The following is a 23,247-nucleotide window of genomic DNA, read 5'->3' as shown; positions in this document are numbered from 1 at the left end:
GGAAAATATTTATTTGCAACAAATGTAACGAAATCTGCGTATTAATAGCCCTTAAGATAATTGACATTTTGTAAAATTTTCATGCAATATCTTTAACCGAACCTTGATGCCATTTACAACCACTATCTATAATTCATTAAAAAAACAGGCTAATATGCCACTTAAAAGCAGGTTATTACCATTTATACAAAACGATAATACTGTTTGCCAGTTATTGCTAACAGGCCTGCTGATTACCAGCCCCGCGCTTCACTACTTGTGTTTCTATAAATCGTTCGATCCTCTTTGGCTGCGTGCAATAAATAGTGCAATTTGTTTAGTGGCCCTGCTCCTTTCATTTTATACCAAACGTTTTTTCAGTACTGCCAGCCGGTATCTCACCATCGTATCTTTTCTAATAATCAACAACGGTATCCTGCTCAGCCTGAATGGGTTTGAACACGTATACTTATTCAGTTCGGTAGCCATCTTTATAGTGCTTACGTTGCTTTGTAAAAAGCGATGGGAGTTTATTGCACTTTGTGCGCTTAACCTGCTGATCACCTCAACCGCTTATATCACTTCAGCAGCACCGCACATATCCGTTACGATACTGGCAACCATGCTGACGGCATTCACGTTTATTGCGTACGTGTCGTTCCTGGTTAGGATGGCCTATAACCACAGGTTTAAAAAGGCTTTAGGTAATGTAAACGAGCTGAATAAAAGCTTATTGACCAGCGGAGAAAAATTGCGCCAGAGCGGCAAAAAACTCGACGCACTTATAAATTCATTGAATGATATAATTTTCGAGTTCGACGAAAATAAAATTTGCCTTAATACCTGGTTCAGCCGGGTAGAGGGACGGGTAATTGATCCCGAATTGTGTATAGGTAAAAGGCTGGTAGATGTTTTAGGCCCTGAAAAAGCCAAAAAGTTTGACGATGCAATGGACTATGTTATTGAACATCACAAACCTGTTTCTATAACTTATCCTTCCGATTTCGGTACCGGTCGGTGGTTTGTCGCAAAACTAGTTCCGGTGTATGACCGCAACGGAAATTACACATCGCGCGTTTCGGCATCGGTAACTGATATATCCGAACAGAAAAAATATGCTGATGCGCTAAAGGAGAACGAAACGCTGTTGCTCGAGGCTCAATCAATTGCCAAAATTGGCAACTGGTATTTTGATATAATAACACGGGAAACATTTTTATCAGAAAGCTTATTAAACATTTTAGAAATTGGCAGCATCCCGGAAAACGTTGAAAAATTTGAATATTATTTAGGCCTGGTACATCCTGATGACCGGGAGGAGGCATACAACTACCTAACCAATATTCATAAAATTGATAACAAAGAATTTGAACATAAGCTGATTACGCCATCAGGATCATTAAAGTATATTAAGATTTTGAAGGGCGAATTCCTGAGGGCTGGCGATGGTAGTGTAAAACGCATTATTGGAATTTTGCAGGATATCACCGAAGTTAAATTATCCGAAAAAAAGATAAAAAGAAGCCAGGCTGAACTGGTAGAAGCACAGCTTATTGCCAAAATAGGCAACTGGAAGTGGGACATAGCTCTAAACAAGCTAACCTGGAGCGATGAGATCAACAATATTTTTGAAGTTAACCCGGAAACCATTACCGAGGGCAGCATCATTAAGTTATTAGTAAAGTACGCCCATCCCAACGACAGGCATATTCTGAAACAGCATTTAAAGGATATTTCAAATATTACCCACACTTCGTACGAATACAGAATAATTACGCCAAAGGGAAACATAAAGTACCTGAGCATTATTATTGGTAAGCTATTGCGCCGCGACGATGGCGTAGTGCGCAAGGTTATCGGCACCATACAAGATATAACAGACCGGAAGCAAGCCGAAATAGATTACCTCCGTACCGAAAATAAGTATAAACTGGTACTGGAAACCATCAAAATGCCGGCAATATCAGTTGATAAAAAAGGGACCCTTATATTCTGCAATAAATTCATGGCACATATATTAGGCTATGATCAGAATGAAATACTAGGCTTAAACTGGTTAGAAAAATTTTTACCAGAGGATCAAAGACACGGATTGGCAAGGTGGTTCATCAACGGAAGCTTTGAGGCGCAATACATCAGTTCTGTGATATGCCGAAATGGCGAGGTACGCAACATCAACTGGCAAAATACTGTAAGCTATGACGAAAACGGGACGATAAGGGAAGTTACCAGTATTGGAGAGGATATCACGCTAAGGCAAAGGGCCACCCAGGCTTTGATCTCGGCGAAAGAAGAGGCCGAAAAATCGTCGCATTTTAAATCGGAATTTTTGTCCATCATGAGCCACGAGATCAGGACGCCGATGAATGCTGTAATTGGTACAACCAACCTTTTGCTGAGCGAAAACCCATTGCCGGAACAGCTTGAATATTTAAATATCCTCAAATTCTCGGGCGAGAACCTGTTGGCGATCATTAACGATATCTTAGACTATAATAAAATTGAAGCTGGAAAACTGGCGCTAAATCCATTACCATTCAGTGTTTTTAACCTGGCGCAGAAAATAAAACAATCGTTTTATGCAAGGGCAGCAGAAAAGGACCTCGAGATCGACCTGATTATAGACTCCAGCATCCCGGAATATTTGATCGGCGACCAGGTGCGTCTCGGCCAGGTGCTGAATAACCTGTTAAGCAATGCAGTTAAGTTTACACATGAAGGAAAGGTAAGCATTCAACTGGAAAAGGAAGCCATCCGCGGGGAGCAGGTTACCGTTAGATTTACTGTTACCGACACAGGGATAGGGATATCGGCACAAAGCCTCGCCTCAATTTTCGATCCGTTTATGCAGGAATCGCAAACCCATGAAAATGATTACGGAGGCACAGGGTTAGGCCTCGCCATTACCAAACGACTGATTGAGCTTCACCAAAGCAATATTGAAGTGATAAGTGAATTGGACAAGGGAACACAATTTTCGTTTTCAATTGCGTTTCATATAGCTAAACAGGAAGATAAAAATAACAACATGCTATCACCGGCGGCCAACACCAACATCGGGCGCAGCCTGCAGGGAATGCGGGTGCTGGTTGTTGATGACAACAAGATGAACTTGATGATAGCATCAAAATTTCTGAAGAAATGGCACGTGGAAGTTGACGAAGCAATAAGCGGCGAGTTGGCAATTGAAATGGCTGCTGCCACCCATTACGACCTTATCATAATGGACCTGCAAATGCCGGTAATGGACGGCTTTGAAACTACCAGGCTCATAAGAAAAACAAACGCTGATACACCCGTTATAGCCCTTACAGCAGATGCTATGCCCGAAACGCGTAACAAAGCACTGGCGGCAGGCATGTGTAACTACTTAACCAAGCCATTTGTACCTGATACTTTATATGAGAAGGTTTCCGGGTATTATAATCCGGTTGAGAAAGTGGTTGATTGATTTATGCTTTAAAGGTTGTAGTTGTTGTAAAAGTTGTAAAGGTCTTATATTAAAAATAAACCGTAACAACTTTTACAATCTTTCAGACTTTACTGACTCCCTCAATTACTCCTTATTGCCTCAACAGGATCAAGCCTGGCTGCAAAATATGCCGGAATGATACCAGCTATAATTCCAATGCCTATCGAGAGGCTCACACCAAAAATGATGTTCGATATATCAAGTACAACCTGTATGTCAGCAGCCGCTTTAACGGCGGCAGTTGCCCCAAACACCATTGAGAGACCTATTATGCCCCCCATCAGGCATAAAACCACCGACTCAATTAAAAACTGCAATAAGATGAAGTAGTTTTTTGCACCCAATGATTTTTGAATCCCAATGATATTGGTGCGTTCCTTAACAGAAACAAACATAATATTTGCAATGCCAAAACCGCCTACGAGTATTGAAAAAAGACCGATAATAAACCCTACCTTTTTAAGTACACCAAAAACTATATCGAGCTGGTTTGAAAGAATGGTTGTTTTATTTAAAGCAAAATTATCCTCAACATCGGGTCTCAACCGTCGCAGTGAGCGCATTATACCCCTTACCTCGCTTTCAACCTCAACATCAGTTATTCCCGGTTTTCCGCGAACCACTATGTTAGGGCCGTAGTTGCCACTTTGAACATCAATAACATTTTTGGCAAAATTCAATGGTAATAAGATCTGCTTATCGCTGGAGATCCCTAAAATATCCTGGCCCTCCTTTTTAAACACGCCAATAACCATAAGGTTACGGCCCATTATCTTCAGCTGTTTACCAACGGCCCCACCATCGGGGAAAAGATCTTCAGCTATACTGTGCCCTATAACGGTAACCGGACTACCGGACCTTGATTCTAATTCGGTAAAATACCTGCCGTCTTCAAAATCAAAATTAAAGGTTTTATCATGATCCTGTGATGCTGCGCTTATTTGTGCACCATCTACGGTATGGCTCTGGTATTTAACTATCCGGTTATCAATATCTATCTCGTAGGAAACTGCTATAGCGGTTTGACTGCGTCTTTGCAATTCTTCAAACTCGCGAAGTTTCGGATCAGGGCGCTGCAGGTATTTCCACCAGGGTGAATCCTCGTTATTTACCCAAGGCCACTTTTGAATATAAATACTGTTATTACCCAACTTGTTAACACTCTTTTGCAGATTATTTTTCAAAGTATCGACCGCCGAAAAAACAGAAATAATGGTAAAAATCCCAATGGTAACCCCAAGTAATGACAAAAAGGTGCGCAGCTTATTTTGCCTTAAGGCATCGTAGGCAAATAAAAAGCTCTCCCTGAAAAGTTTTAAAAACAGCATAGTATTGTGATTACACAGATTTTAGCATTCACCCCGAAAGTCATCGGGACAGCGATTATTGATTAGTAGTCAACATTCGATACTTTTAGACCATCCAATTGTAATTAAGTTACAACATTGCAAACTATTATTAAAAATCTGTGTAATTTATAATCAACCAATGCAATAGTTATTTTATTCTACGTAATCGTTTTATACTCAATCGGTGCAATCATTTTTACAATCGGTAAAATCAAAAATAATTCCGTACATTTGCGCCCTTGAAAATTCATATCATTTAACATGAAATTATCTCAATTTAAGTTCAACCTGCCCGAATCACTGGTTGCCCACACCCCTGCCGGAATTCGCGACGAAGCACGATTAATGGTCTTACACCGCGATTCAGGCAAAATTGAGCACAAAATATTTAAAGATGTTTTGGATTATTTTGATGACAAGGATGTAATGATCCTTAATAACACCAAAGTATTCCCGGCCCGGATGTATGGTAATAAGGAAAAGACCGGTGCAACTATCGAAGTTTTCTTATTACGTGAACTAAATAAAGAACTGCGTTTATGGGATGTATTGGTTGACCCGGCACGCAAGATCCGCGTAGGCAATAAACTATATTTTGGCGATGACGACCTGCTAATTGCTGAAGTTGTTGACAATACTACTTCACGTGGCCGCACTATTCGCTTTTTGTTTGACGGCACCGATGAGGAATTCCGCAAAAATGTCGAGATCCTTGGCGAAACACCGCTACCAAAATACATCAAACGCAAGGCAACAAGCGAAGACAAAGAGCGTTACCAAACTATTTTCGCAAAGCACGAAGGTGCGGTTGCGGCGCCTACAGCAGGTTTGCACTTTAGCCGTGAGCTAATGAAGCGCCTTGAACTTAAAGGCGTTGAATTTGCAGAAGTTACGCTTCACGTTGGCTTAGGCACTTTCCGCCCTGTAGAGGTTGAGGATCTGACCAAGCACAAAATGGATTCGGAGCAATTTATTATCGAGGAAAAGCAGGCAAATATTGTAAACAGGGGAATTGAACGTAAAAGCAGGATCTGTGCGGTAGGCACCACTTCAATGCGTGCTATTGAATCAGCAGTATCTGCAAATAAAACCTTGAAATCAGCAAACGACTGGACCAGCAAATTCATTTTCCCGCCATACGATTTCAGCATTGCCAATTCAATGATCACCAACTTCCACACACCGGAATCAACCTTATTGATGATGGTTAGTGCTTTTGGCGGTTACGAAAACGTAATGAACGCTTACGAAGTTGCGGTTAAAGAAAAATACCGTTTTTACAGCTATGGCGATGCCATGCTGATCATATAATTTCGGAAGTCGAATTTTCGATTTCGGATTTTTTAAATACAAGAAGCCTCTTTAAATTAAAAGGGGCTTTTTCATGTTTAATCCCGATTGATTTTTAGCTTTGAACGATAATGTCAATGACTTTTAAATCTTATGCAATAATAGTGGCAGGTGGTTCGGGAACCCGGATGCAGGCTGCTGTACCTAAACAATTCCTACTCCTTGGCGATAAACCCGTTATAATGCATACCATTGAAGCTTTTTATGGATCGGCGCTAAAGCCAGTCATCATTTTAGTGCTTCCGGCTGAATACCATGATTACTGGCAACAGCTTTGTGTTGAGTATAATTTCACCATCCCACATTCATTGGTCACCGGCGGCGAAACCCGCTTCCATTCAGTAAAAAACGGACTGGATTTAATAAGCAATGATGAAGATGCACTAATAGCGGTGCACGACGCGGTAAGGCCTTTGATCAGCGCTAACATTATTGAAAAATCGTACAAACATGCTGCTGAACACGGCAACGCAGTGGTGGCTGTTAAAAGCCGAGATTCGGTGAGACTAGTGGAGAACGAAAACTCGAAAAGCTTAATCCGAGATCATGTTTACCTGGTACAAACGCCACAAACATTTCAATCGGCACAAATAAAAAAAGCGTACCTGCAGCCGTACAAAGCAAAATTTACTGACGATGCCAGTGTAATTGAAGAGATAGGGTTAAAAATAAACCTGGTTGAAGGGAGTCATCAAAACATTAAGATCACATTCCCTGAAGATTTGGCTATTGCGGAGGTGATTTTGAAGAAAGTTCATAGTTAATGGTTCATAGTTCATAGCTGGATTAAATCTTTTCTACCATAAACTATGAACCATCAACTATGAACTAAAAGAACTATGCCCTTCTGATTATCCCTAAAAGCAAGGCAATTACAGCTATTACTAAAAGAACGTGGATAAGTCCCCCGCCAACCGGGTAAACAAAAAATCCAAAGATCCATCCTATTACCAGGATAACTGCGATTAAATAAAGTAAGCTTCTCATTTTGTAAAAGTTTTAGTTGATAATGTTACATTTTCACATTAACCAAAACCATTCCAAAAAGGGGCGCCAACAAAAAAACCCTGCTGAGCAAGGTTTTTAGCTGTTTACAAGCACTTTAGTACTCGTCTTCGTTAAAAAAGAAGTCATCTTTTGTAGGGTAATCAGGCCATATCTCTTCAATATTCTCGTATGGCTCACCGTCATCCTCCAATGCCTGTAAGTTTTCAATAACCTCAACAGGCGCTCCGGAACGGATAGCGTAGTCAATCAATTCATCTTTTGTTGCAGGCCAGGGCGCATCTTCAAGGTGTGATGCCAATTCAAGTGTCCAATACATATTCTATAATTTATTTTTGTTCGGTAAATTTACTTTTTCGCAAAAGTATAATATTTTTTATTCGATTATCAATATTTTTTCTCATTTAATTTCAGTTCATGGTTAATGGTTCATAGTTCATAGTAAAAATGGCAATTGTATGGTGTATTTCATGGCCTGCTGTTCATGGATCATCGCAATTCACCCTACGCTACTAACTTTTTTCTTTCCACCCATGAACTATCAACCATTAACTATGAACTCCTTGGCATCCATTTATTTTCAGGCACGTTATTTTCATGCCCTATCTTCCTTGCCAGTGTAAACAGGTAATCGCTTAGCCTGTTTAAATAGATAGTCACTTTTTCATCAACCTTACTTTCCTCAGCAAGATGGACCGTTATCCTTTCAGCCCTGCGGCATACACAGCGTGCAATATGGCAATAAGATATGGTATTGCTGCCACCCGGCAAAATAAAATGCCTCAACTCCGGCAGGGTTTCATTCATTTTATCCATTTCCTGCTCAAGCAATTCAATATCTTCGATATGAAGATCTGGTATCACCATTTTTGATTTTTCCGGATCGGCTGCCAGGGATGCACCAACAGTAAACAATCTGTCCTGTATTTCCTTTAGGATCTTTTTATCATGCGCCGAAATTTCCTGGTCGCTTATTAAGCCAATATAAGAATTAAGTTCATCAACCGTGCCATAGCTTTCAATGCGGATGTGATACTTTGCCACGCGCGTGCCACCAATTAATGATGTAAGGCCTTTATCTCCCGTTTTTGTATATATCTTCATTTCTTTGAAATCGGATATCGGATGTTCGTCCCGATAATCACCGGGATCGAATTTATGACTTTGATTCGGGATGTTTTCATTTTGGGTTTAAATTTTACATAGTTTCATAAAAGGAAACACTACACCCTTTTGAGCGTTATATAAATTTTATTCCCAACTTTGAGTATTAAAAATAATACCGTGAAAAAATCCCTCTATAGTATATCCCCATTTTTACTTGCTGTAATATTATTCGCCGGTTTAAATTGTGCCGGGACAACCAATCCCAAAACAGCTGATAGCGTTGCGGCTCCCAGAACTCCCGTAACCAGCTTTTTAAGCGAGTCGCAGTTCAACGCACTATTTCCGCAACGAGATAAGTTTTATACCTATACAGCCTTTGTAAAGGCTATAAACGAATTGGGCCAGGTAAGCGTTAAGGTAACCCGGCGTGGTATTTCCATCTACCAGTTCATCCGCACCGATAAAAGTACCGGTAAATCAACTACTATCCGCCAGGATGAAGATTGGAACGAGGATTGGGCCAAAAAGAAACCAGATAGCACCTATGTGATAAATTACGGAAACTTCTGCGCCGAAAAGGACCTGCAAACCAACAAAAAGGAATTAGCCGCATTTTTTGCCAATATAGCACATGAAACCCGTCATGGTGAAAATGGCAAATACGACGATGGTTTAATGTTCATCCATGAAAACAATACATCGCTGCCCTATATTTCTGATAATGACGCCTACCCTGCCGTGCCCGGAAAGAAATATTATGGCCGCGGACCGCTGCAAATTAGCTACAATGGCAATTACGGCTATGCGTCTGATTGTATTTTCGGCGATAAAAAAATATTATTGAATAATCCTGAACTGGTAGAGACAGACCCGGTTGCAGCTTTTAAAACAGCAATCTATTTTTGGATGACGCCCCAAACCGCCAAACCATCTGCGCACGACGTAATGATTGGTAAATGGCAACCCAACGCCGCCGATAAGGCTGCAAACCGTGTGCCCGGCTTTGGCATGACCATCAATATTATAAATGGCGAAGTAGAATGTAATAAAGGCGAAAATATCTTTAGCATGACCGACCGGATAGGATTCTACCAGCATTTTTTAAAGGAACTTGGGATTTCTGACGCAAATTGTGCCTGTTCATGCGGAAAAATGAAGCCTTTTTAATTAACTTAGTAGCACCTAAGCGCAAGGCTAAGGCTCTTTTATCCCAATTTTAAAAGGGGGATAGTATTTAACTTCAGAATTGAATTTGTAAATCGTGTAACTTCTAACTACCTAAGCATGAAAAACACCTTATTTACCTTCATCCTGCTTGCTTATTGTTTTTTTGCCTTTGGGCAATCAGAGCCCCAATTGTTTAAAAAAAAGCAACTTCAGGCCCAGGACCTTGCCCCACCCGAACTGAAGGGGCAACTTATCCGTTTTGATTTTTCAAAACTATTTACCCAGACCGACAATGCTATTGTTTATGGTTTTATCGGCAATACTTATGAGCGAATCCGCATTAAGTTTATATCGGTCACAAAAAGCAATGTATTAGCCGATACTTACTATGTATATGGTAAATCGATGGTTAAAACCAATATAGAAGAATTTCGGGGCTCCGTCACCATCTCAAACATCAGGAAGCGCAAAGTGACCTCAAACGGAGTTGATGACATGTATAAAAACACGGGGATAAAGGGGCAATTTGTTATAGTTGGCGATTATTCATTTTCTGAAGATAAAAAACAAAGGCATTCAGGAAAATTTAAGGGGGTATTCATATCAAAATTCTATGTTGACAAGGATGGCAACGCAAAATATGATGATATAGATTCCGCTTCAGATAGCTTTACTAACAACCAGTTTATTGGCGAGTGGCGTTCCTATAATGAAAGATTGATCCAGCGCTGTAACTGGGGCGATTTCAGAATCCCAAATAGTGGCGACCTTGATATCGGCGCGGGTGATTTTTCGCCTAACGCAAAATATTTAAAAAACGGTTGGCAGGGCCTGGCTACTGAAATGGCTGCAAACAAGGATGCTAAAAAACCGGGAGAGATACAATGGTGGAAATAAGCATGTCTTTTGTTTATTAACATTCATTAAGTATTTTTGAGAAACACTAAATTTTTAATGGACAACTCCCCTTTTGATACAATTGCGCTAACATCGGATACAATTGACTGGTATAATGATACCTACACAGCGTTGAAGGCAAAATTTGGAATTCAGTTAACTTACGATATAAATTTCCAGCTTGAGCAATTCGAGGTTTTCCGGGGTTATGTCAGCATAAACATCCGGGGCTCATTTGTTATTAAACAGGATAATAATAATGATTGTTACATTCTTTTTGTTGAAACCGTGTCGCGGGTGGCGGGCAGGCAAGGCATAGCTGAGATCCCTAAATACCAGGTTTGGGCGCTCGCCTATTTGAAAAACGATTTTGGCCGGGTATTAATTCGTCGTGAAACACTGGCTGATAAGATTATTGAACTGGTTCACCCAGTTGAGCTCGACTTTGATGAGGATAAGCCCTTTAGCGATACTTTTTATGTGTTAATCAACGACCGGGAAAAGGCAACCCGTGCCATTGATCGGAATTTCAGAAATGCGGTAATGGATGTACGGATGGATAATTTCATGATCGAAGTGGTTGAGCACTCACTTATTATAGGCGACTACGATCCCGTTTCTCCCGAAAAAACAATTCACATGGCTGAATTTATTACAAGAATCTGCTCACATTGCTGGTAAATATGATAAAATGGTCTGATGTTCGCTTTAAAACTGCCAAACTCATAGGCTTCACTTTGTACTGGGAGTAGGTGGATAATGGAAATCTGAAGCAACGGGAATGAAATAACTGGAAATGAAAAAATTTACATTATTTATTATTGGCTTAGTAATATCCTTACCGTTTTCGGGGTTGGCAAAAACCATTGTCGATACCACAGACTTCTGGCATATACTCTACAATAACAAAACTATTGCACTATATAATCAACAGGATAAAAATCCACCGATAACCATTAAAAGAAGCAAGATCAAACCAAATGATATTTTAAGTTTTTCTTATGGTGACGACACACCATGTTCTGAGTGCGAAACAGGCTTATATTTGTTAGATAAAAATAGAAAAAGAATATTACTGTCAAAAAGTAAGGGCACTTTCAAGCCGATAAAAATACCCTTAAACGAGATTTTGAATCAAGCTAAAATAGCTAATAAGAATTATCTTGACTTTTATTATTTTGACGCTCAGCATAACCGTTTTGTGTTCAGACTAAAGCTGGAATAAACAATTGTTACACCGCTGGAATACTATGCCTGTCAACCGTTTGGATATTGGTATTGGCGTAATCATTCTCCACGAGGCCATCACGCATGCGTACAATGCGGTGGGCGTGCAAGGCAATGTCTTCTTCGTGTGTTACTAAAATAATGGTATTTCCCTTTGCGTGAATATCCTCCACTAGCCCCATTATTTCGATCGAGGTTTTGGTATCCAGGTTACCTGTAGGCTCATCGGCCAAAATAATTGAGGGGTTATTGATAAGGGCACGGGCAACGGCTACACGCTGGCGCTGACCTCCGGATAATTCATTTGGTTTATGATCCATACGGTTGCCTAAACCCACATTTTCCAGGCTTACCTTAGCACGGGCCTTCCTGGTTTCCTTGTTAATCCCTGCGTATACCAATGGCAACGCCACGTTGTCAAGCGCCGTGTTGCGGGGCAGCAGGTTAAATGTCTGGAATACGAAGCCAATCTCGGTATTTCTTACTTCGGCCAGTTCATTGTCCGTCATATGGCTTACGTTGATGCCATTTAAAATATATTCTCCCTTTGATGGTGTGTCCAGGCAGCCCAAAATATTCATCAGTGTTGATTTTCCTGACCCGGATGGCCCCATCAATGCTACGAACTCCCCTTTATTTATAGTTAACGTAACAGACTTTAAGGCATGAATTATTTCTGTACCGATAACATATTTACGTCCTATATCCTTAAGGGTGATAAGTGGTGTCATATTTTTTCTGATTTGACTGCAATGAGGTAGGTTTTGTTACAGTTTTTTAGTCCGAAAGTCGAAAAACTCCGAAAGTCCGGAAGATTATTTGTTTAACCGGCTAAAAATTAGAAATTTAATATAAACTATTGGACTTCTTAATTAGATTTAGCATCAGTCTTTCGGACTTTACTGACTTCCCGTCGTTTCCGACGTTACTGACTTTCGGACTTCAAATCGATCACCTTTGCTACTAAAAAGTAGTCATCATCATGCTTCGGGGCATTTTGCAGGGCTTCCTGGTGGGTTATTTCCTGCCTTACCACATCCTCACGCAAAACATTTACTTCATTCGTCATGTAAACAAGCGGTTCAACGCCGGTTGTATTTATTTCGTTCAGTTTAGCCATAAAATCAAGGATCTTGCTCATATCCTTTATCATTTCCTGCGTTTCGTCGCCGCTCAACTCAAGGCGCGCAAGATGGGCTATCTTATCTACTGTTTCCTGGTCAATGGTCATGCTGTCGCCAATTTTTGTTTAATAATATCGTAAACCTGGTCGCGCAGGGTATCGGCATCATCTACCGTTAAATGCGCAGTTTCGATTGGTTTGTGTACAAATATATCACAAATCCCCGGCCTGCTGCCATATTCACTGCCGGTATCCCATAAAACCTTCCAGGTATCAAGCGAAGTTATCGGGATTATAGGAACCTTCAATTCAATTGCAAGGCGGAACGCGCCGTTTTTAAATGGATGCAAAGTCGGCGGATAGTCCTCCGGAATGGTGGCCTCCGGGAAGATCACTACACTTACCCCGTTTTTAATCCTCTCGGCAGCGGTTTTAAAAGCCCGGAATGATGACATTTTGCTTTCCCGGTTCACAGTAATATCTATCGTTCTGAAAAAGAAGCCGAGTACCAGGTTACTCAGCAGTTCCTCTTTGCCAATAAAGCAATGGTTATTTTTAGCTGCCAGGTTTATTGCGGAAACGTCGAGGTTGGAAGTATGGTTCCCCACTATTATATAGGTACGTTTCCAGTCAATAGGAACTTCGTAATCTACATTAAAAAAGATCCCGGAAATAAGCGTGCTGCAAAAAATAATGAACCGCCTAAAGCCATTGATATATTTATAATGGGTTTGCTTACGCGAGAGAAAAAACAGAATTGGCCAAACCAATAAAAAAAAGAGGGCTACACTATACCTGTAAAAGTGGGTATGGATCCTTTTTAAAACGAGTTTCATGGTGGGCGAATTTAAGGAAAAAGTTGGATTGAGTTTAATAAGTTGAATAGGTTAGATTGAGTTCGCTATTTTCAGAACTTATTCAACTTAACCCAACCTAATCAACTCAATAAACCAAAGCTTTACTTATAATTCCATATACCAGGTCCTTTAATTTCTCTTCGTCATCAACTGTAAGATTGGCCGTTTCTATTGGTTTATGAACGTGAAATTTACAGATTCCGGGGCGGGTGCCGTATTTAGTTCCGTCATCCCAAAGGTGCATCCACGTGTTTGATGAGGAAACCGGAATAATTGGTATTTTATGATCAATAGCCAGCCGGAACGGGCCATTCTTAAACTCATGTAACGTAGGTGGGTAATCGTCGCTGATCTTCCCTTCGGGAAAAATGATCAGTGTAGTGCCTTCTTTTAACTTTTGGGTTGCCTTTTTAAAAGCCCGGTATGACGACATTTTGCTATCGCGATTTACAGGAATATCCACCGATCGAAAAAACAAGCCGGTAACCAATCCGTCCTTCAACTCTTCCTTCCCCATAAAGCTGCAATTGCTGTTTACCAAAACACACATGGCCGAAATATCCAGGTTTGAGGTGTGGTTAGGACAAACAATGTAGGTCTTATTCCAGTCGATAGCCTCCTCATATTCAAAACGATAAAAGAATCCAACAAGGCCGGAGCTGATGATTGCCCAATAACGGCGAAGCCTGTTCATGTTGCGGTAGCGGCCTGGTTTTATAGAGAAATATTTAAAAAGCGGCCAGAAAAAAAAGTAGGATAAGGCTACGCTGAGCACATATAAATAAACATGCACCTTCTTTAAGATCAATTTCATCACCATCAAAAATATAAAAATTACTTACTTTCGCGCCATGGAAACTGTTGTTAGTGGAATTCGTTCAACCGGGAACTTACACTTAGGAAATTACTACGGGGCTATACAAAACTTCGTGAAGATGCAGCATGAATATAACTGCTATTTTTTTATTGCGGATCTGCATTCGTTAACTACGCACCCTACCCCTGCCGACCTGCACGGTAATATTAAACAGGTGTTGATAGAGTACCTTGCTGCGGGCATCGACCCTGAAAGGGCCACTATTTACATACAATCAGACGTGCCCGAAACTGCTGAACTGTATCTTTATTTAAATATGAACGCCTATTTAGGCGAGTTGGAACGCGCTACTTCGTTTAAGGATAAGGTACGCGCAAACCCTGATAATGTTAATGCAGGCTTATTAACCTACCCGGTTTTAATGGCTGCCGATATTTTGATCCACAAAGCCACCAAAGTGCCTGTTGGTAAGGACCAGGAACAACACCTGGAAATGGCCCGTACTTTCGGCAACCGCTTTAACAGGCTGTATAACAAGGATTATTTCCCAGAGCCTTACGCTTTCAACTTTAGCGACAACCTGGTAAAGATCCCCGGGCTTGACGGTAAGGGTAAAATGGGCAAATCGGAAGGCGAAGGCAATGCGGTTTACCTTTCTGATTCACCTGAGGCTATTCGTAAGAAGGTAATGCGCGCCGTTACCGATGGCGGGCCGACAACCGAGAACCAGGAAAAACCTGTAGAGATCCAGAACCTGTTCGATATTATAAAAGTTGTTTCATCAGTTGATACTTACGAGCATTTCGACAACCTGTACAACACCTGCCAGATCCGTTACGGCGATCTAAAAAAACAGCTTGCTGAAGATATCATTATAGCCACCGCACCTATCCGCGAAAAAATAAATGATATTGCCGGCGATTCACAGTATTTACGCCAGGTTGCTAAGCACGGCGCTATTAAAGCAAGAGAAAGTGCGCAACGGACTATTAAAGAAGTTAGGGAACTTATAGGCTTTAAAAACTTTTGATTTCGTTCACAGTTCATGGACCATGGTTCACGGCTGTAAAAAAAGCAATTCATAGTTGATAGTTAGTTGTCCATAATGTATCTTAGGCCGGGTTACGTTCAGGAGGACATAGATGGATTTACCAGATCAACAGCTATGAACCATGAACTAACAATTTTGAACCATTAACTATCAAGCTAAAAATGCACATTGCTATTGTAGGAAATATAGGCGCCGGTAAAACTACCCTTACCGAATTAATGGCGAAAAATTACGGCTGGGACCCTCTATATGAAGCCGTTGATAATAACCCATACCTGGAAGATTTTTACAGCGACATGAAGCGCTGGAGCTTTAACCTGCAGATTTACTTTTTAAACGCACGCTATCGCCAGATCATCGACATCCAAAAAAATGGTCACAACCTGATCCAGGACCGTACCATTTACGAGGACGCCTATATTTTTGCAGAAAACCTGCACGATATGGGTTTGATGACTACCCGCGATTATGAAAACTACGCTGCTATATTCGCCAACATCACTGAATTTATAAAACCGCCTGATCTGCTGATCTATCTGAAGGCATCAGTCCCAACATTAGTTAATAACATCCAGCGCCGCGGCCGTGAATATGAAAGCGGCATCAGGCTTGATTATTTATCAAAACTGAATGACAAGTATGATAAATGGATCAAGGGCTACAAACTGGGCAAGCTGCTAATCATTGATAAGGATAATATAGACTTTGCCAATAACACCGAAGATTTGGCGACTATTGTTCAGTTGGTGGAGAGGGAATTGAACGGGTTATTTTAGGGTAACACCATCATGTCATTGCGAGGAACGAAGCAATCGCATGCTATACAGGACGGACTTGTACAGTTCGCGATTGCTTCGTTCCTCGCAATGACAATTATTTATTATCATCGGTAATCAATCCATGCAAATCCTTGGCATCATTCCGGCCCGCTTCGCATCTTCCCGTTTTCCGGGTAAGCCGTTGGTGGATATTGCCGGCAGGAGCATGATCCAAAGGGTTTACGAGCAGGCAAAAAAGTGTATTCATCTAACCGAAGTTATTGTTGCTACCGATGACACCCGCATTTACGACCATGTGCTGCACTTTGGCGGTGTGGCCATAATGACCTCGCCAGATCACCAAAGCGGTACCGACCGTTGCGCGGAGGTAGCATTACAGCACCCGCAATACAACGTAGTTATTAATATCCAGGGGGATGAGCCCTATATCGACCCGGAGCAAATTAGCAAACTGGCAGCTTGCTTTAATAATCCCGATACCCAACTTGCCACTTTAGTAAAAAAAGTACTGACTGAACAGGAGTTATTCAATGTGAACTCGCCAAAAGTTGTTGTTAATAAACTATCCGAGGCCGTTTACTTTTCACGTTCGCCGCTACCACACATCCGGGGACAGGAACAACAAAACTGGCTGAGCCATTTCACTTACTTTAAACATATCGGCATTTACGGATACCGTGCCGATGTTTTACAGGAGGTCACCAAACTACCTGTATCATCGCTCGAAAAAGCAGAAAGTCTGGAACAACTCCGCTGGATAGAGAACGGTTATCGCATAAAAGTTGCAGAAACTGAGTTGGAAACTCATGCAATAGATGCGCCGGAAGATTTAGAGAAATTAAGACATATTGAATAACCCCATTTATGAAACCTCTTATTACAAAAGCATTTATTTTCACTTGGTTAATTGCTTTAACGCATGTGGCACAGGCACAGCAAGATTATATAATTACCAATGCTGACGACTCAATTGCCTGTAAAATTACCATCCCCTTTATGGGAGCTGCTAAATACAAAAAAGATGGTATGGCCGAGTCTAAAAAAATATTGCCTGAAGAAATTAGAGAATATTGTATAACAAGGAAAAAAGTGGCATATCGCGCTGTTGTTGTTGCAGCAAACCAGCACTTTGGATTTTTACCGCTCATTGAAAAGGGAAAGATAAACCTTTATGAAATGATATACACATCCACAGGATTTAATGGGCAGGCAGGTTATTCTTCAAAAGTTTATTATGTTAGCAAAGGTTCCGATACGGTAAATGAATTAAAAACCAGCAGCCTTTTTTCCTCAAGATCAAGACAGGCCCGTAAAGATGATTTTAAAGAAATGATTAAAGACAATAAAACTGTTTATGATAAATACATGGCTGAAAATAGTTTCAGCTTTGAACGAATCAGAAATCTTATTCATTTATATAATACAGGAAAAGTACTTTATGAGGATGTGAAACCAGAACCTGAATCAGAAGGCTTTAATCCTAACGGAAACTGATGAATATACAGTATTTGTTGGGTTGTTATATTCTACGGGATTCCTGCTTATAAATTTATTTTTCAAATCACTCTTTCAACACTTACAACCTTTTCAACAATTACAACTTCTCCAACCCAAACTCCAATAATTTTCTTACTTTTGTATCCCGTACACAAACAATTTGTTCCGGCCTTAAAACCGGGCCAAGCACACAAAAATCATGACTAAATATATCTTTGTTACGGGTGGCGTTACCTCGTCATTAGGGAAGGGCATTATATCAGCCTCCTTAGCTAAATTACTCCAATCGCGCGGTTATCGTGTAACCATCCAAAAATTCGACCCTTATATTAACATCGATCCTGGAACATTGAATCCCTATGAGCATGGCGAATGCTATGTTACCGAAGACGGTGCCGAAACCGATTTGGATCTTGGTCACTACGAGCGTTTTTTAAACACCCCGACATCAAAGGCAAATAATATTACCACCGGCCGCATTTACCAGAATGTGATCAACATGGAGCGTGAAGGTAAATTCCTTGGCAAAACTGTACAGGTAGTACCTCACATTACCGACGAAATAAAAAGAAATTTCCGCATCCTTGGCGAAAGTGGTGATTATGATATTGTAATAACCGAATTAGGCGGAACCGTAGGCGATATTGAGTCATTACCATATATTGAAGCAGTAAGACAGTTCAGATGGGAAGTAGGCTCCGGTAATTCACTGGTGATCCATTTAACGCTGATTCCTTTCCTGGCCGCTGCGGGCGAATTAAAAACTAAGCCAACCCAGCACTCCGTTAAAATGTTATTGGAATACGGCATCCAGCCTGATATATTGGTTTGCCGTACCGAACATCATTTAAATACCGACATCCGCAAAAAGATAGCCTTGTTCTGTAATGTTAATATAAATGCAGTTATTGAATCAATTGATGCGCCATCTATATATGATGTACCATTGCTGATGCTTAAGGAACAACTGGACAAAACAGTACTTACCAAATTAAAACTGCCTCATAAAGTTGAACCTGAATTGGTAAACTGGAAAAGCTTTTTGGGCCGCCTGAAAAATCCAACCTCAGAAGTACGAATTGGTTTAGTTGGTAAATATGTTGAATTACCTGATGCTTATAAATCAATAGTTGAATCATTCATCCATGCCGGTGCAACAAATGAATCAAAGGTAAAAGTAGAATATATTCCATCTGAGATGTTAACGCCCGGCAACGCTGTTGAACGTTTGAAGGGGCTGCACGGTGTGCTTGTTGCGCCAGGTTTCGGTGAGCGTGGTTTTGAAGGTAAAATAGAGGCGATCCGTTATGTACGTGAAAATAACATTCCGTTCTTCGGCATCTGCCTGGGTATGCAATGCGCCGTGGTTGAATTTGGTCGCAATGTGCTTGGCCTTAAGAATGCAAGCAGCACCGAAATGAACCCGGAAACTCCGCATCCGGTTATCAATATGATGGAGGAGCAAAAGAAGGTGGTTAACAAAGGCGGCACCATGCGTCTTGGCGCATATGGTTGCGAACTTAAAAAGGGAAGTAAAGCCGAAAAATTCTATGGTAAAACCCGCATAAGCGAACGCCACAGACATCGTTATGAATTCAATAACGATTACCTGAAGGACTATGAAAACGCAGGTCTATTGCCAACCGGTTTTAACCCTGAAAATAATTTAGTTGAGATAGTTGAGCTAAAAAATCACCCGTTTTTTGTGGGGGCACAATTTCACCCGGAATTAAAATCAACAGTTGCAAATCCGCATCCACTTTTTATTAACTTTGTCGCCGCTTCGATGGCGTATGCCCGCAAGCAGTAGATATTTGTACGATACTTAGAAATGGATAAAAATACGTTTACAGGATTATTCCTGATCATGATCATCATGGGTGCCTCATTCTTTTTTATGAGGCCCAATGAAGCTGAAATCAAAAAAGAAAGAATAAAGGCGCATGCTGATTCTATCAAGAGAGGGCAAATCAAATCGCCCGCTATAACTACAGCAAAATACGTTGACACATCAAAGGCAAAGGCTGAAGCGAACAAGCCAGTTGACTCCGCCTTGTTAAAAATGCCATTTGGTGCAACTACTGTTGGCACGCAAAAGTTCGTTACGCTTGAAAATAAGGACATTATTGTAAAGCTGAGCACACAGGGTGGTAAGGTTTACTCGGTTGAATTGAAGGATTACAAAACGTTCAACAAAAAGCCGCTGATTTTATTTGATGGCGATAAAAACCGCTTTGGTTTAACGTTCACCGCAGGTAGCAACAGCATCAATACCGACAAGCTTTACTTTACGCCTACTTCAGGCAATCTGCAGGTTGCCGATAAGGATTCGTCAAGCATTACCATGCGTTTAAATTATAGCGCAACCCAGTATGTAGATTACATCTACTCATTAAACGGCACAGGTTATAAAGTGGGCTTAACAGTTAAAACAACCGGGCTGGAGCAGGTGATTGCCAACAGTAACGCCCTTAACGTTAACTGGACCGCCAGTATGCGCAGGCAGGAAAAAGATTTAGACCAGGAACGCAGGTATACAACCGTTTATTATTTAAATACAGATAATGATGTTGATTACCTGAGCGAAGGTAAGGATGACCAAAAAGAAATAGCAGACAAAAAGATGCAATGGGTTTCCTTTGAGGCTCACTTCTTCTCGGGCGTGCTGATTGCAAAGGAAGGTTTCACCAAATCGAACTTAGCGGTGAATACTGATGTTACCGACACCACCAACATCAAACAAATGACTGCCGGTTTAGTGATCCCTAAAAGCGCCGACGGCACCTACCCGATGGAGTTTTATTTCGGTCCTAACAAATACAACTTCCTGAAAACACAGGGCTATCATTTAGAAAAACAAGTTTATATGGGCTGGGGATTCCTTGCTTATATCAACAAGTTTTCTGTATTGCCGGTATTTAACTTCCTGAGCAAATTCACCAGCAATTATGGCTTAATTATATTAGCATTAACGCTTGCACTTAAATTATTCCTTTCGCCGCTTACCTACAAATCATACCTTTCAATGGCCAAAATGCGTGTGCTGAAGCCGGAGATGGATGAGATAAAGGCAAAGGTTGGCGAGGACAATCCTACATTGTTACAGCAGGAATATCTCAAGCTCTATAAAAAGGCAGGGGTAAATCCATTAGGCGGATGTTTGCCGTTGTTGATCCAGATGCCTATTGTGTTTGCATTCTTCCGCTTTTTCCCGAGTTTGTTTGAACTCCGCGGACAAGGCTTCCTATGGATGCATGACTTATCGACCTACGATTCGTTTATTACTTTCGGTACAAATATTCCGTTCATTGGTAACCACCTAAGCTTAATGTGCGTGTTGATGACGATATCGACGCTCATATATACTTATTTCAATAACCAAATCTCGGGTGCAACCGGCCAGATGAAATACATTGGGTACATTACCCCTATCATTTTCCTTGGTGCGCTGAACAGCTATCCATCAGGCTTAAACTACTACTACTTTTTAGCAAATATGCTGACCTTTTTACAGCAATACATTATCCGTTTAATGGTTGACGATAAAAAGATCCACGCCCAGATCCAGGAAAACAAAAAGAAACCGGAGGATCCTAAAAAGAAAACAGGTGGTTTCCAGGCACGCATGGAAGAAATGATGCGCCAGAAGCAACAGCAACAATTGCCTCCGGCTAAGAAGAAGTAAGGAGTAGTTCATGGTTGATGGTTCATAGATCATAGCCAGATATTAAATAGAAAAGGCCGAAATCGTTGAAAGGATTTTGGCCTTTTTTTGCACAAATAATAAAATATGCTTCTAAAACCATGATCTATGAACCATCAACTATGAACTTTAAAATTTAACTAATTTTATTAGCAAAAAGTTTCTACATTTACATCCATGTATGCAATTGTAGATATCGAGACAACAGGGGGGCATGCCAGCGGAAACGGCATTACCGAGATAGCTATTTGCATACACAATGGTAAAAAGGTAATTGAGCGCTATTCAACCCTTGTTAATCCGCGCCGTGACATCCCGATCTATATCAGTGCATTAACTGGCATAACAAATGAGATGGTGGAAAATGCGCCACCATTTGAAGATGTAGCACACGACATATACCACCTGCTTAACAATAAGATCTTTGTAGCCCATAACGTAAACTTCGATCACTCGTTTGTGCGCCATCATTTAGCAGCGGTGGGTTACGAGTTACAATGCAATAAATTGTGTACCGTACGGCTTGGGCGTAAAATAATGCCGGGGCTTCCCTCCTATGGCCTTGGCAAGCTGTGCCGTCATTTAGGGATTGAAAACGAAAGCCGCCACCGCGCAGCCGGTGATGCGGAGGCTACCGCTAAGATCTTCACACTGTTGTTGCAACAGGATAAGGGAAACCACATCCCGCAGGCCTTAAAACAAAACTCGAAGGAGCAAGTACTGCCTGCCAATTTACCCAAACAAGATGTGGATGCATTGCCGCAATCACCGGGTGTATATTACTTTCATGATCAAAAAGGAAAGGTTATTTATGTAGGCAAGGCTAAAAATTTGAAGAAACGCGTTTGCAGCCATTTCACCGGTAATAACCCCGGAGTACAGCGACAGGAGTTTTTGCGTAATATCCATAACATAACGTTCCAGGTTTGTGGTACCGAGCTGGTTGCCTTTGTATTGGAGGCTGTTGAGATAAAACGCCTGTGGCCTAAGTATAACCGGTCGCTCAAACGCTTTGAACAGACTTACAGTTTGTATGCCTTCGAGGACCAGCGTGGCTATTTGCGCCTGGCGGTTGATAAACACCGCAAAATGACCGGCTCCATCTACAGTTGCAATACACTGTTTGAGGGCCGTAGTATTTTACTAAAGCTGATAGATACATTTGAACTTTGTCCTAAATTGTGTTTCATCCAAAGCACCATTGCCGAATGTACCAGGGCGAAGATTGCTCACTGCGCGTGTGAGGGCCATGAGTCGGTTGATGATTATAACCAAAAAGTGTACATGGCGATTAGTGAGTTGAACAAAGCGCTACCAACCTTTGCCATCCGCGATGCCGGCAGAACAGATGATGAACACAGCTGCCTTCTAGTTGAAAAAGGGAAGTTTTACGGCATGGGTTATATCTCTCACTATTTTAATGCTGACACCCTTGATCAGCTTAAAAACCACCTTACCCCGTATCCGGGCAATGATTATATCAGGAATATGGTTGATAGTTATGCGGTAAAATATCCGGACAGGAAGATGGTGTTTGCCGGGTGAAGAAACTATCAATTTACGAAGTTTTTAAAACTTCGTAAATTTGAATGTATAATACTCAAATGATGAAGAAATTAAACGCCAATACCAAGGAGGAGAATCGTCCACTTAATAAGGCTGAGCAGCGTCTTTTTAATAACTTGAAGAAATCTTTTAAAGAAATTAAATTGTACCAGGAAGTGAAGATTGAGTTGAAAGATGTAATATCTCTATTAAATGAATTGAACTCCTAAAACTTACGAAGTTTTAAAAACTTCGATTTCTATGATCTATGCAAGTAATTTATGATAATTATTTTCGTATGCTCGATTTTGATTAACGCAGG

Annotated in this window: 22 protein-coding genes; 14 read left to right on the top strand and 8 right to left on the bottom strand. The window is 41.0% G+C overall.

The window, feature by feature from the left end; translation table 11 throughout:
• Nucleotides 1-106: 106 nt before the first annotated feature.
• Nucleotides 107-3,430 carry a PAS domain-containing hybrid sensor histidine kinase/response regulator gene (locus KXD93_RS19655; protein WP_258139055.1) on the top strand — a complete coding sequence of 1,108 codons (3,324 nt, stop codon included), beginning with the start codon at nucleotides 107-109 and terminating at the stop codon, nucleotides 3,428-3,430.
• A gap of 101 nt (nucleotides 3,431-3,531) precedes the next feature.
• Here KXD93_RS19655 and KXD93_RS19650 read toward each other — a convergent pair whose 3' ends face one another.
• Complete coding sequence (locus tag KXD93_RS19650) at nucleotides 3,532-4,779, bottom strand: ABC transporter permease (RefSeq protein ID WP_258139054.1); 1,248 nt, start codon at nucleotides 4,777-4,779, stop codon at nucleotides 3,532-3,534.
• A gap of 282 nt (nucleotides 4,780-5,061) precedes the next feature.
• Here KXD93_RS19650 and queA point away from each other — a divergent pair, with 282 nt between their 5' ends.
• On the top strand, nucleotides 5,062-6,111 hold the full coding sequence (gene queA / locus KXD93_RS19645) for a tRNA preQ1(34) S-adenosylmethionine ribosyltransferase-isomerase QueA (protein ID WP_258139053.1): 1,050 nt from the start codon (nucleotides 5,062-5,064) through the stop codon (nucleotides 6,109-6,111).
• 116 nt (nucleotides 6,112-6,227) lie between these two features.
• On the top strand, nucleotides 6,228-6,914 hold the full coding sequence (locus KXD93_RS19640) for a 2-C-methyl-D-erythritol 4-phosphate cytidylyltransferase (RefSeq protein WP_258139052.1): 687 nt from the start codon (nucleotides 6,228-6,230) through the stop codon (nucleotides 6,912-6,914).
• Between the two features lie 73 nt (nucleotides 6,915-6,987).
• Here the strand turns inward: KXD93_RS19640 and KXD93_RS19635 are convergent, their stop codons facing one another.
• The 3 genes from KXD93_RS19635 to KXD93_RS19625 all read right to left on the bottom strand — a co-directional run bounded on the left by KXD93_RS19635 (nucleotide 6,988) and on the right by KXD93_RS19625 (nucleotide 8,259).
• Nucleotides 6,988-7,137 (bottom strand): lmo0937 family membrane protein, encoded by a 150-nt coding sequence (locus KXD93_RS19635; RefSeq protein ID WP_143167258.1) that lies wholly within the window; start codon nucleotides 7,135-7,137, stop codon nucleotides 6,988-6,990.
• Nucleotides 7,138-7,252: 115 nt separating this feature from the next.
• Complete coding sequence (locus KXD93_RS19630; protein ID WP_002996718.1) at nucleotides 7,253-7,474, bottom strand: DUF2795 domain-containing protein; 222 nt, start codon at nucleotides 7,472-7,474, stop codon at nucleotides 7,253-7,255.
• A 233-nt stretch (nucleotides 7,475-7,707) separates the two neighbouring features.
• Nucleotides 7,708-8,259: a cob(I)yrinic acid a,c-diamide adenosyltransferase gene (locus KXD93_RS19625; protein WP_258139051.1), complete on the bottom strand. Its 552-nt coding sequence runs from the start codon at nucleotides 8,257-8,259 to the stop codon at nucleotides 7,708-7,710.
• A gap of 180 nt (nucleotides 8,260-8,439) precedes the next feature.
• Here KXD93_RS19625 and KXD93_RS19620 point away from each other — a divergent pair, with 180 nt between their 5' ends.
• The 4 genes from KXD93_RS19620 (at nucleotide 8,440) to KXD93_RS19605 (ending at nucleotide 11,551) form a co-directional block, all read left to right on the top strand.
• Nucleotides 8,440-9,429, top strand: a complete 990-nt coding sequence (locus KXD93_RS19620) for a chitinase (protein ID WP_258139050.1) — start codon at nucleotides 8,440-8,442, stop codon at nucleotides 9,427-9,429.
• 117 nt (nucleotides 9,430-9,546) lie between these two features.
• Nucleotides 9,547-10,326: a hypothetical protein gene (locus KXD93_RS19615; RefSeq protein WP_258139049.1), complete on the top strand. Its 780-nt coding sequence runs from the start codon at nucleotides 9,547-9,549 to the stop codon at nucleotides 10,324-10,326.
• 57 nt (nucleotides 10,327-10,383) lie between these two features.
• The gene (locus KXD93_RS19610; protein WP_258139048.1) at nucleotides 10,384-11,007 is read left to right on the top strand and encodes a hypothetical protein; all 624 of its coding nucleotides are present in this window, start codon (nucleotides 10,384-10,386) and stop codon (nucleotides 11,005-11,007) included.
• 115 nt (nucleotides 11,008-11,122) lie between these two features.
• Nucleotides 11,123-11,551, top strand: coding sequence for a hypothetical protein (locus KXD93_RS19605; protein ID WP_258139047.1), 429 nt, complete (start codon nucleotides 11,123-11,125; stop codon nucleotides 11,549-11,551).
• Nucleotides 11,552-11,558: 7 nt separating this feature from the next.
• On the opposite strand, the gene KXD93_RS19600 is transcribed toward KXD93_RS19605, so the two are convergent.
• The 4 genes from KXD93_RS19600 to KXD93_RS19585 all read right to left on the bottom strand — a co-directional run bounded on the left by KXD93_RS19600 (nucleotide 11,559) and on the right by KXD93_RS19585 (nucleotide 14,347).
• Nucleotides 11,559-12,284: an ABC transporter ATP-binding protein gene (locus KXD93_RS19600; RefSeq protein ID WP_258139046.1), complete on the bottom strand. Its 726-nt coding sequence runs from the start codon at nucleotides 12,282-12,284 to the stop codon at nucleotides 11,559-11,561.
• Nucleotides 12,285-12,478: 194 nt separating this feature from the next.
• The gene (gene gatC, locus KXD93_RS19595; RefSeq protein WP_258139045.1) at nucleotides 12,479-12,784 is read right to left on the bottom strand and encodes an Asp-tRNA(Asn)/Glu-tRNA(Gln) amidotransferase subunit GatC; all 306 of its coding nucleotides are present in this window, start codon (nucleotides 12,782-12,784) and stop codon (nucleotides 12,479-12,481) included.
• On the bottom strand, nucleotides 12,781-13,512 hold the full coding sequence (locus tag KXD93_RS19590) for a lysophospholipid acyltransferase family protein (RefSeq protein WP_258139044.1): 732 nt from the start codon (nucleotides 13,510-13,512) through the stop codon (nucleotides 12,781-12,783). Before KXD93_RS19590 ends, gatC begins: the two co-directional genes overlap by 4 nt.
• Nucleotides 13,513-13,618: 106 nt before the next feature.
• The gene (locus KXD93_RS19585) at nucleotides 13,619-14,347 is read right to left on the bottom strand and encodes a lysophospholipid acyltransferase family protein (protein ID WP_258139043.1); all 729 of its coding nucleotides are present in this window, start codon (nucleotides 14,345-14,347) and stop codon (nucleotides 13,619-13,621) included.
• A 37-nt stretch (nucleotides 14,348-14,384) separates the two neighbouring features.
• Here KXD93_RS19585 and trpS point away from each other — a divergent pair, with 37 nt between their 5' ends.
• The 7 genes from trpS to KXD93_RS19550 all read left to right on the top strand — a co-directional run bounded on the left by trpS (nucleotide 14,385) and on the right by KXD93_RS19550 (nucleotide 22,925).
• Nucleotides 14,385-15,380 (top strand): tryptophan--tRNA ligase, encoded by a 996-nt coding sequence (trpS, locus tag KXD93_RS19580; RefSeq protein WP_258139042.1) that lies wholly within the window; start codon nucleotides 14,385-14,387, stop codon nucleotides 15,378-15,380.
• Nucleotides 15,381-15,562: 182 nt separating this feature from the next.
• Nucleotides 15,563-16,177 (top strand): deoxynucleoside kinase, encoded by a 615-nt coding sequence (locus KXD93_RS19575; RefSeq protein WP_258139041.1) that lies wholly within the window; start codon nucleotides 15,563-15,565, stop codon nucleotides 16,175-16,177.
• A gap of 124 nt (nucleotides 16,178-16,301) precedes the next feature.
• Nucleotides 16,302-17,036 carry a 3-deoxy-manno-octulosonate cytidylyltransferase gene (gene kdsB / locus KXD93_RS19570; protein ID WP_258139040.1) on the top strand — a complete coding sequence of 245 codons (735 nt, stop codon included), beginning with the start codon at nucleotides 16,302-16,304 and terminating at the stop codon, nucleotides 17,034-17,036.
• Between the two features lie 8 nt (nucleotides 17,037-17,044).
• Nucleotides 17,045-17,674 carry a hypothetical protein gene (locus KXD93_RS19565; RefSeq protein WP_258139039.1) on the top strand — a complete coding sequence of 210 codons (630 nt, stop codon included), beginning with the start codon at nucleotides 17,045-17,047 and terminating at the stop codon, nucleotides 17,672-17,674.
• Between the two features lie 202 nt (nucleotides 17,675-17,876).
• Nucleotides 17,877-19,487, top strand: a complete 1,611-nt coding sequence (gene pyrG, locus KXD93_RS19560; RefSeq protein ID WP_258139038.1) for a CTP synthase — start codon at nucleotides 17,877-17,879, stop codon at nucleotides 19,485-19,487.
• A gap of 21 nt (nucleotides 19,488-19,508) precedes the next feature.
• The gene (yidC, locus tag KXD93_RS19555) at nucleotides 19,509-21,362 is read left to right on the top strand and encodes a membrane protein insertase YidC (protein WP_258139037.1); all 1,854 of its coding nucleotides are present in this window, start codon (nucleotides 19,509-19,511) and stop codon (nucleotides 21,360-21,362) included.
• Between the two features lie 195 nt (nucleotides 21,363-21,557).
• A complete protein-coding gene (locus KXD93_RS19550; protein ID WP_258139036.1) occupies nucleotides 21,558-22,925 on the top strand; it encodes an exonuclease domain-containing protein in 1,368 nt (455 codons plus the stop codon).
• The last annotated feature ends 322 nt before the right edge of the window (nucleotides 22,926-23,247 follow it).

Origin of the sequence: Mucilaginibacter phenanthrenivorans, assembly GCF_024721155.1 — a bacterium.
GTDB lineage: Bacteria > Bacteroidota > Bacteroidia > Sphingobacteriales > Sphingobacteriaceae > Mucilaginibacter > Mucilaginibacter phenanthrenivorans.
This window is presented reverse-complemented; position numbering and strand designations above follow the sequence as displayed.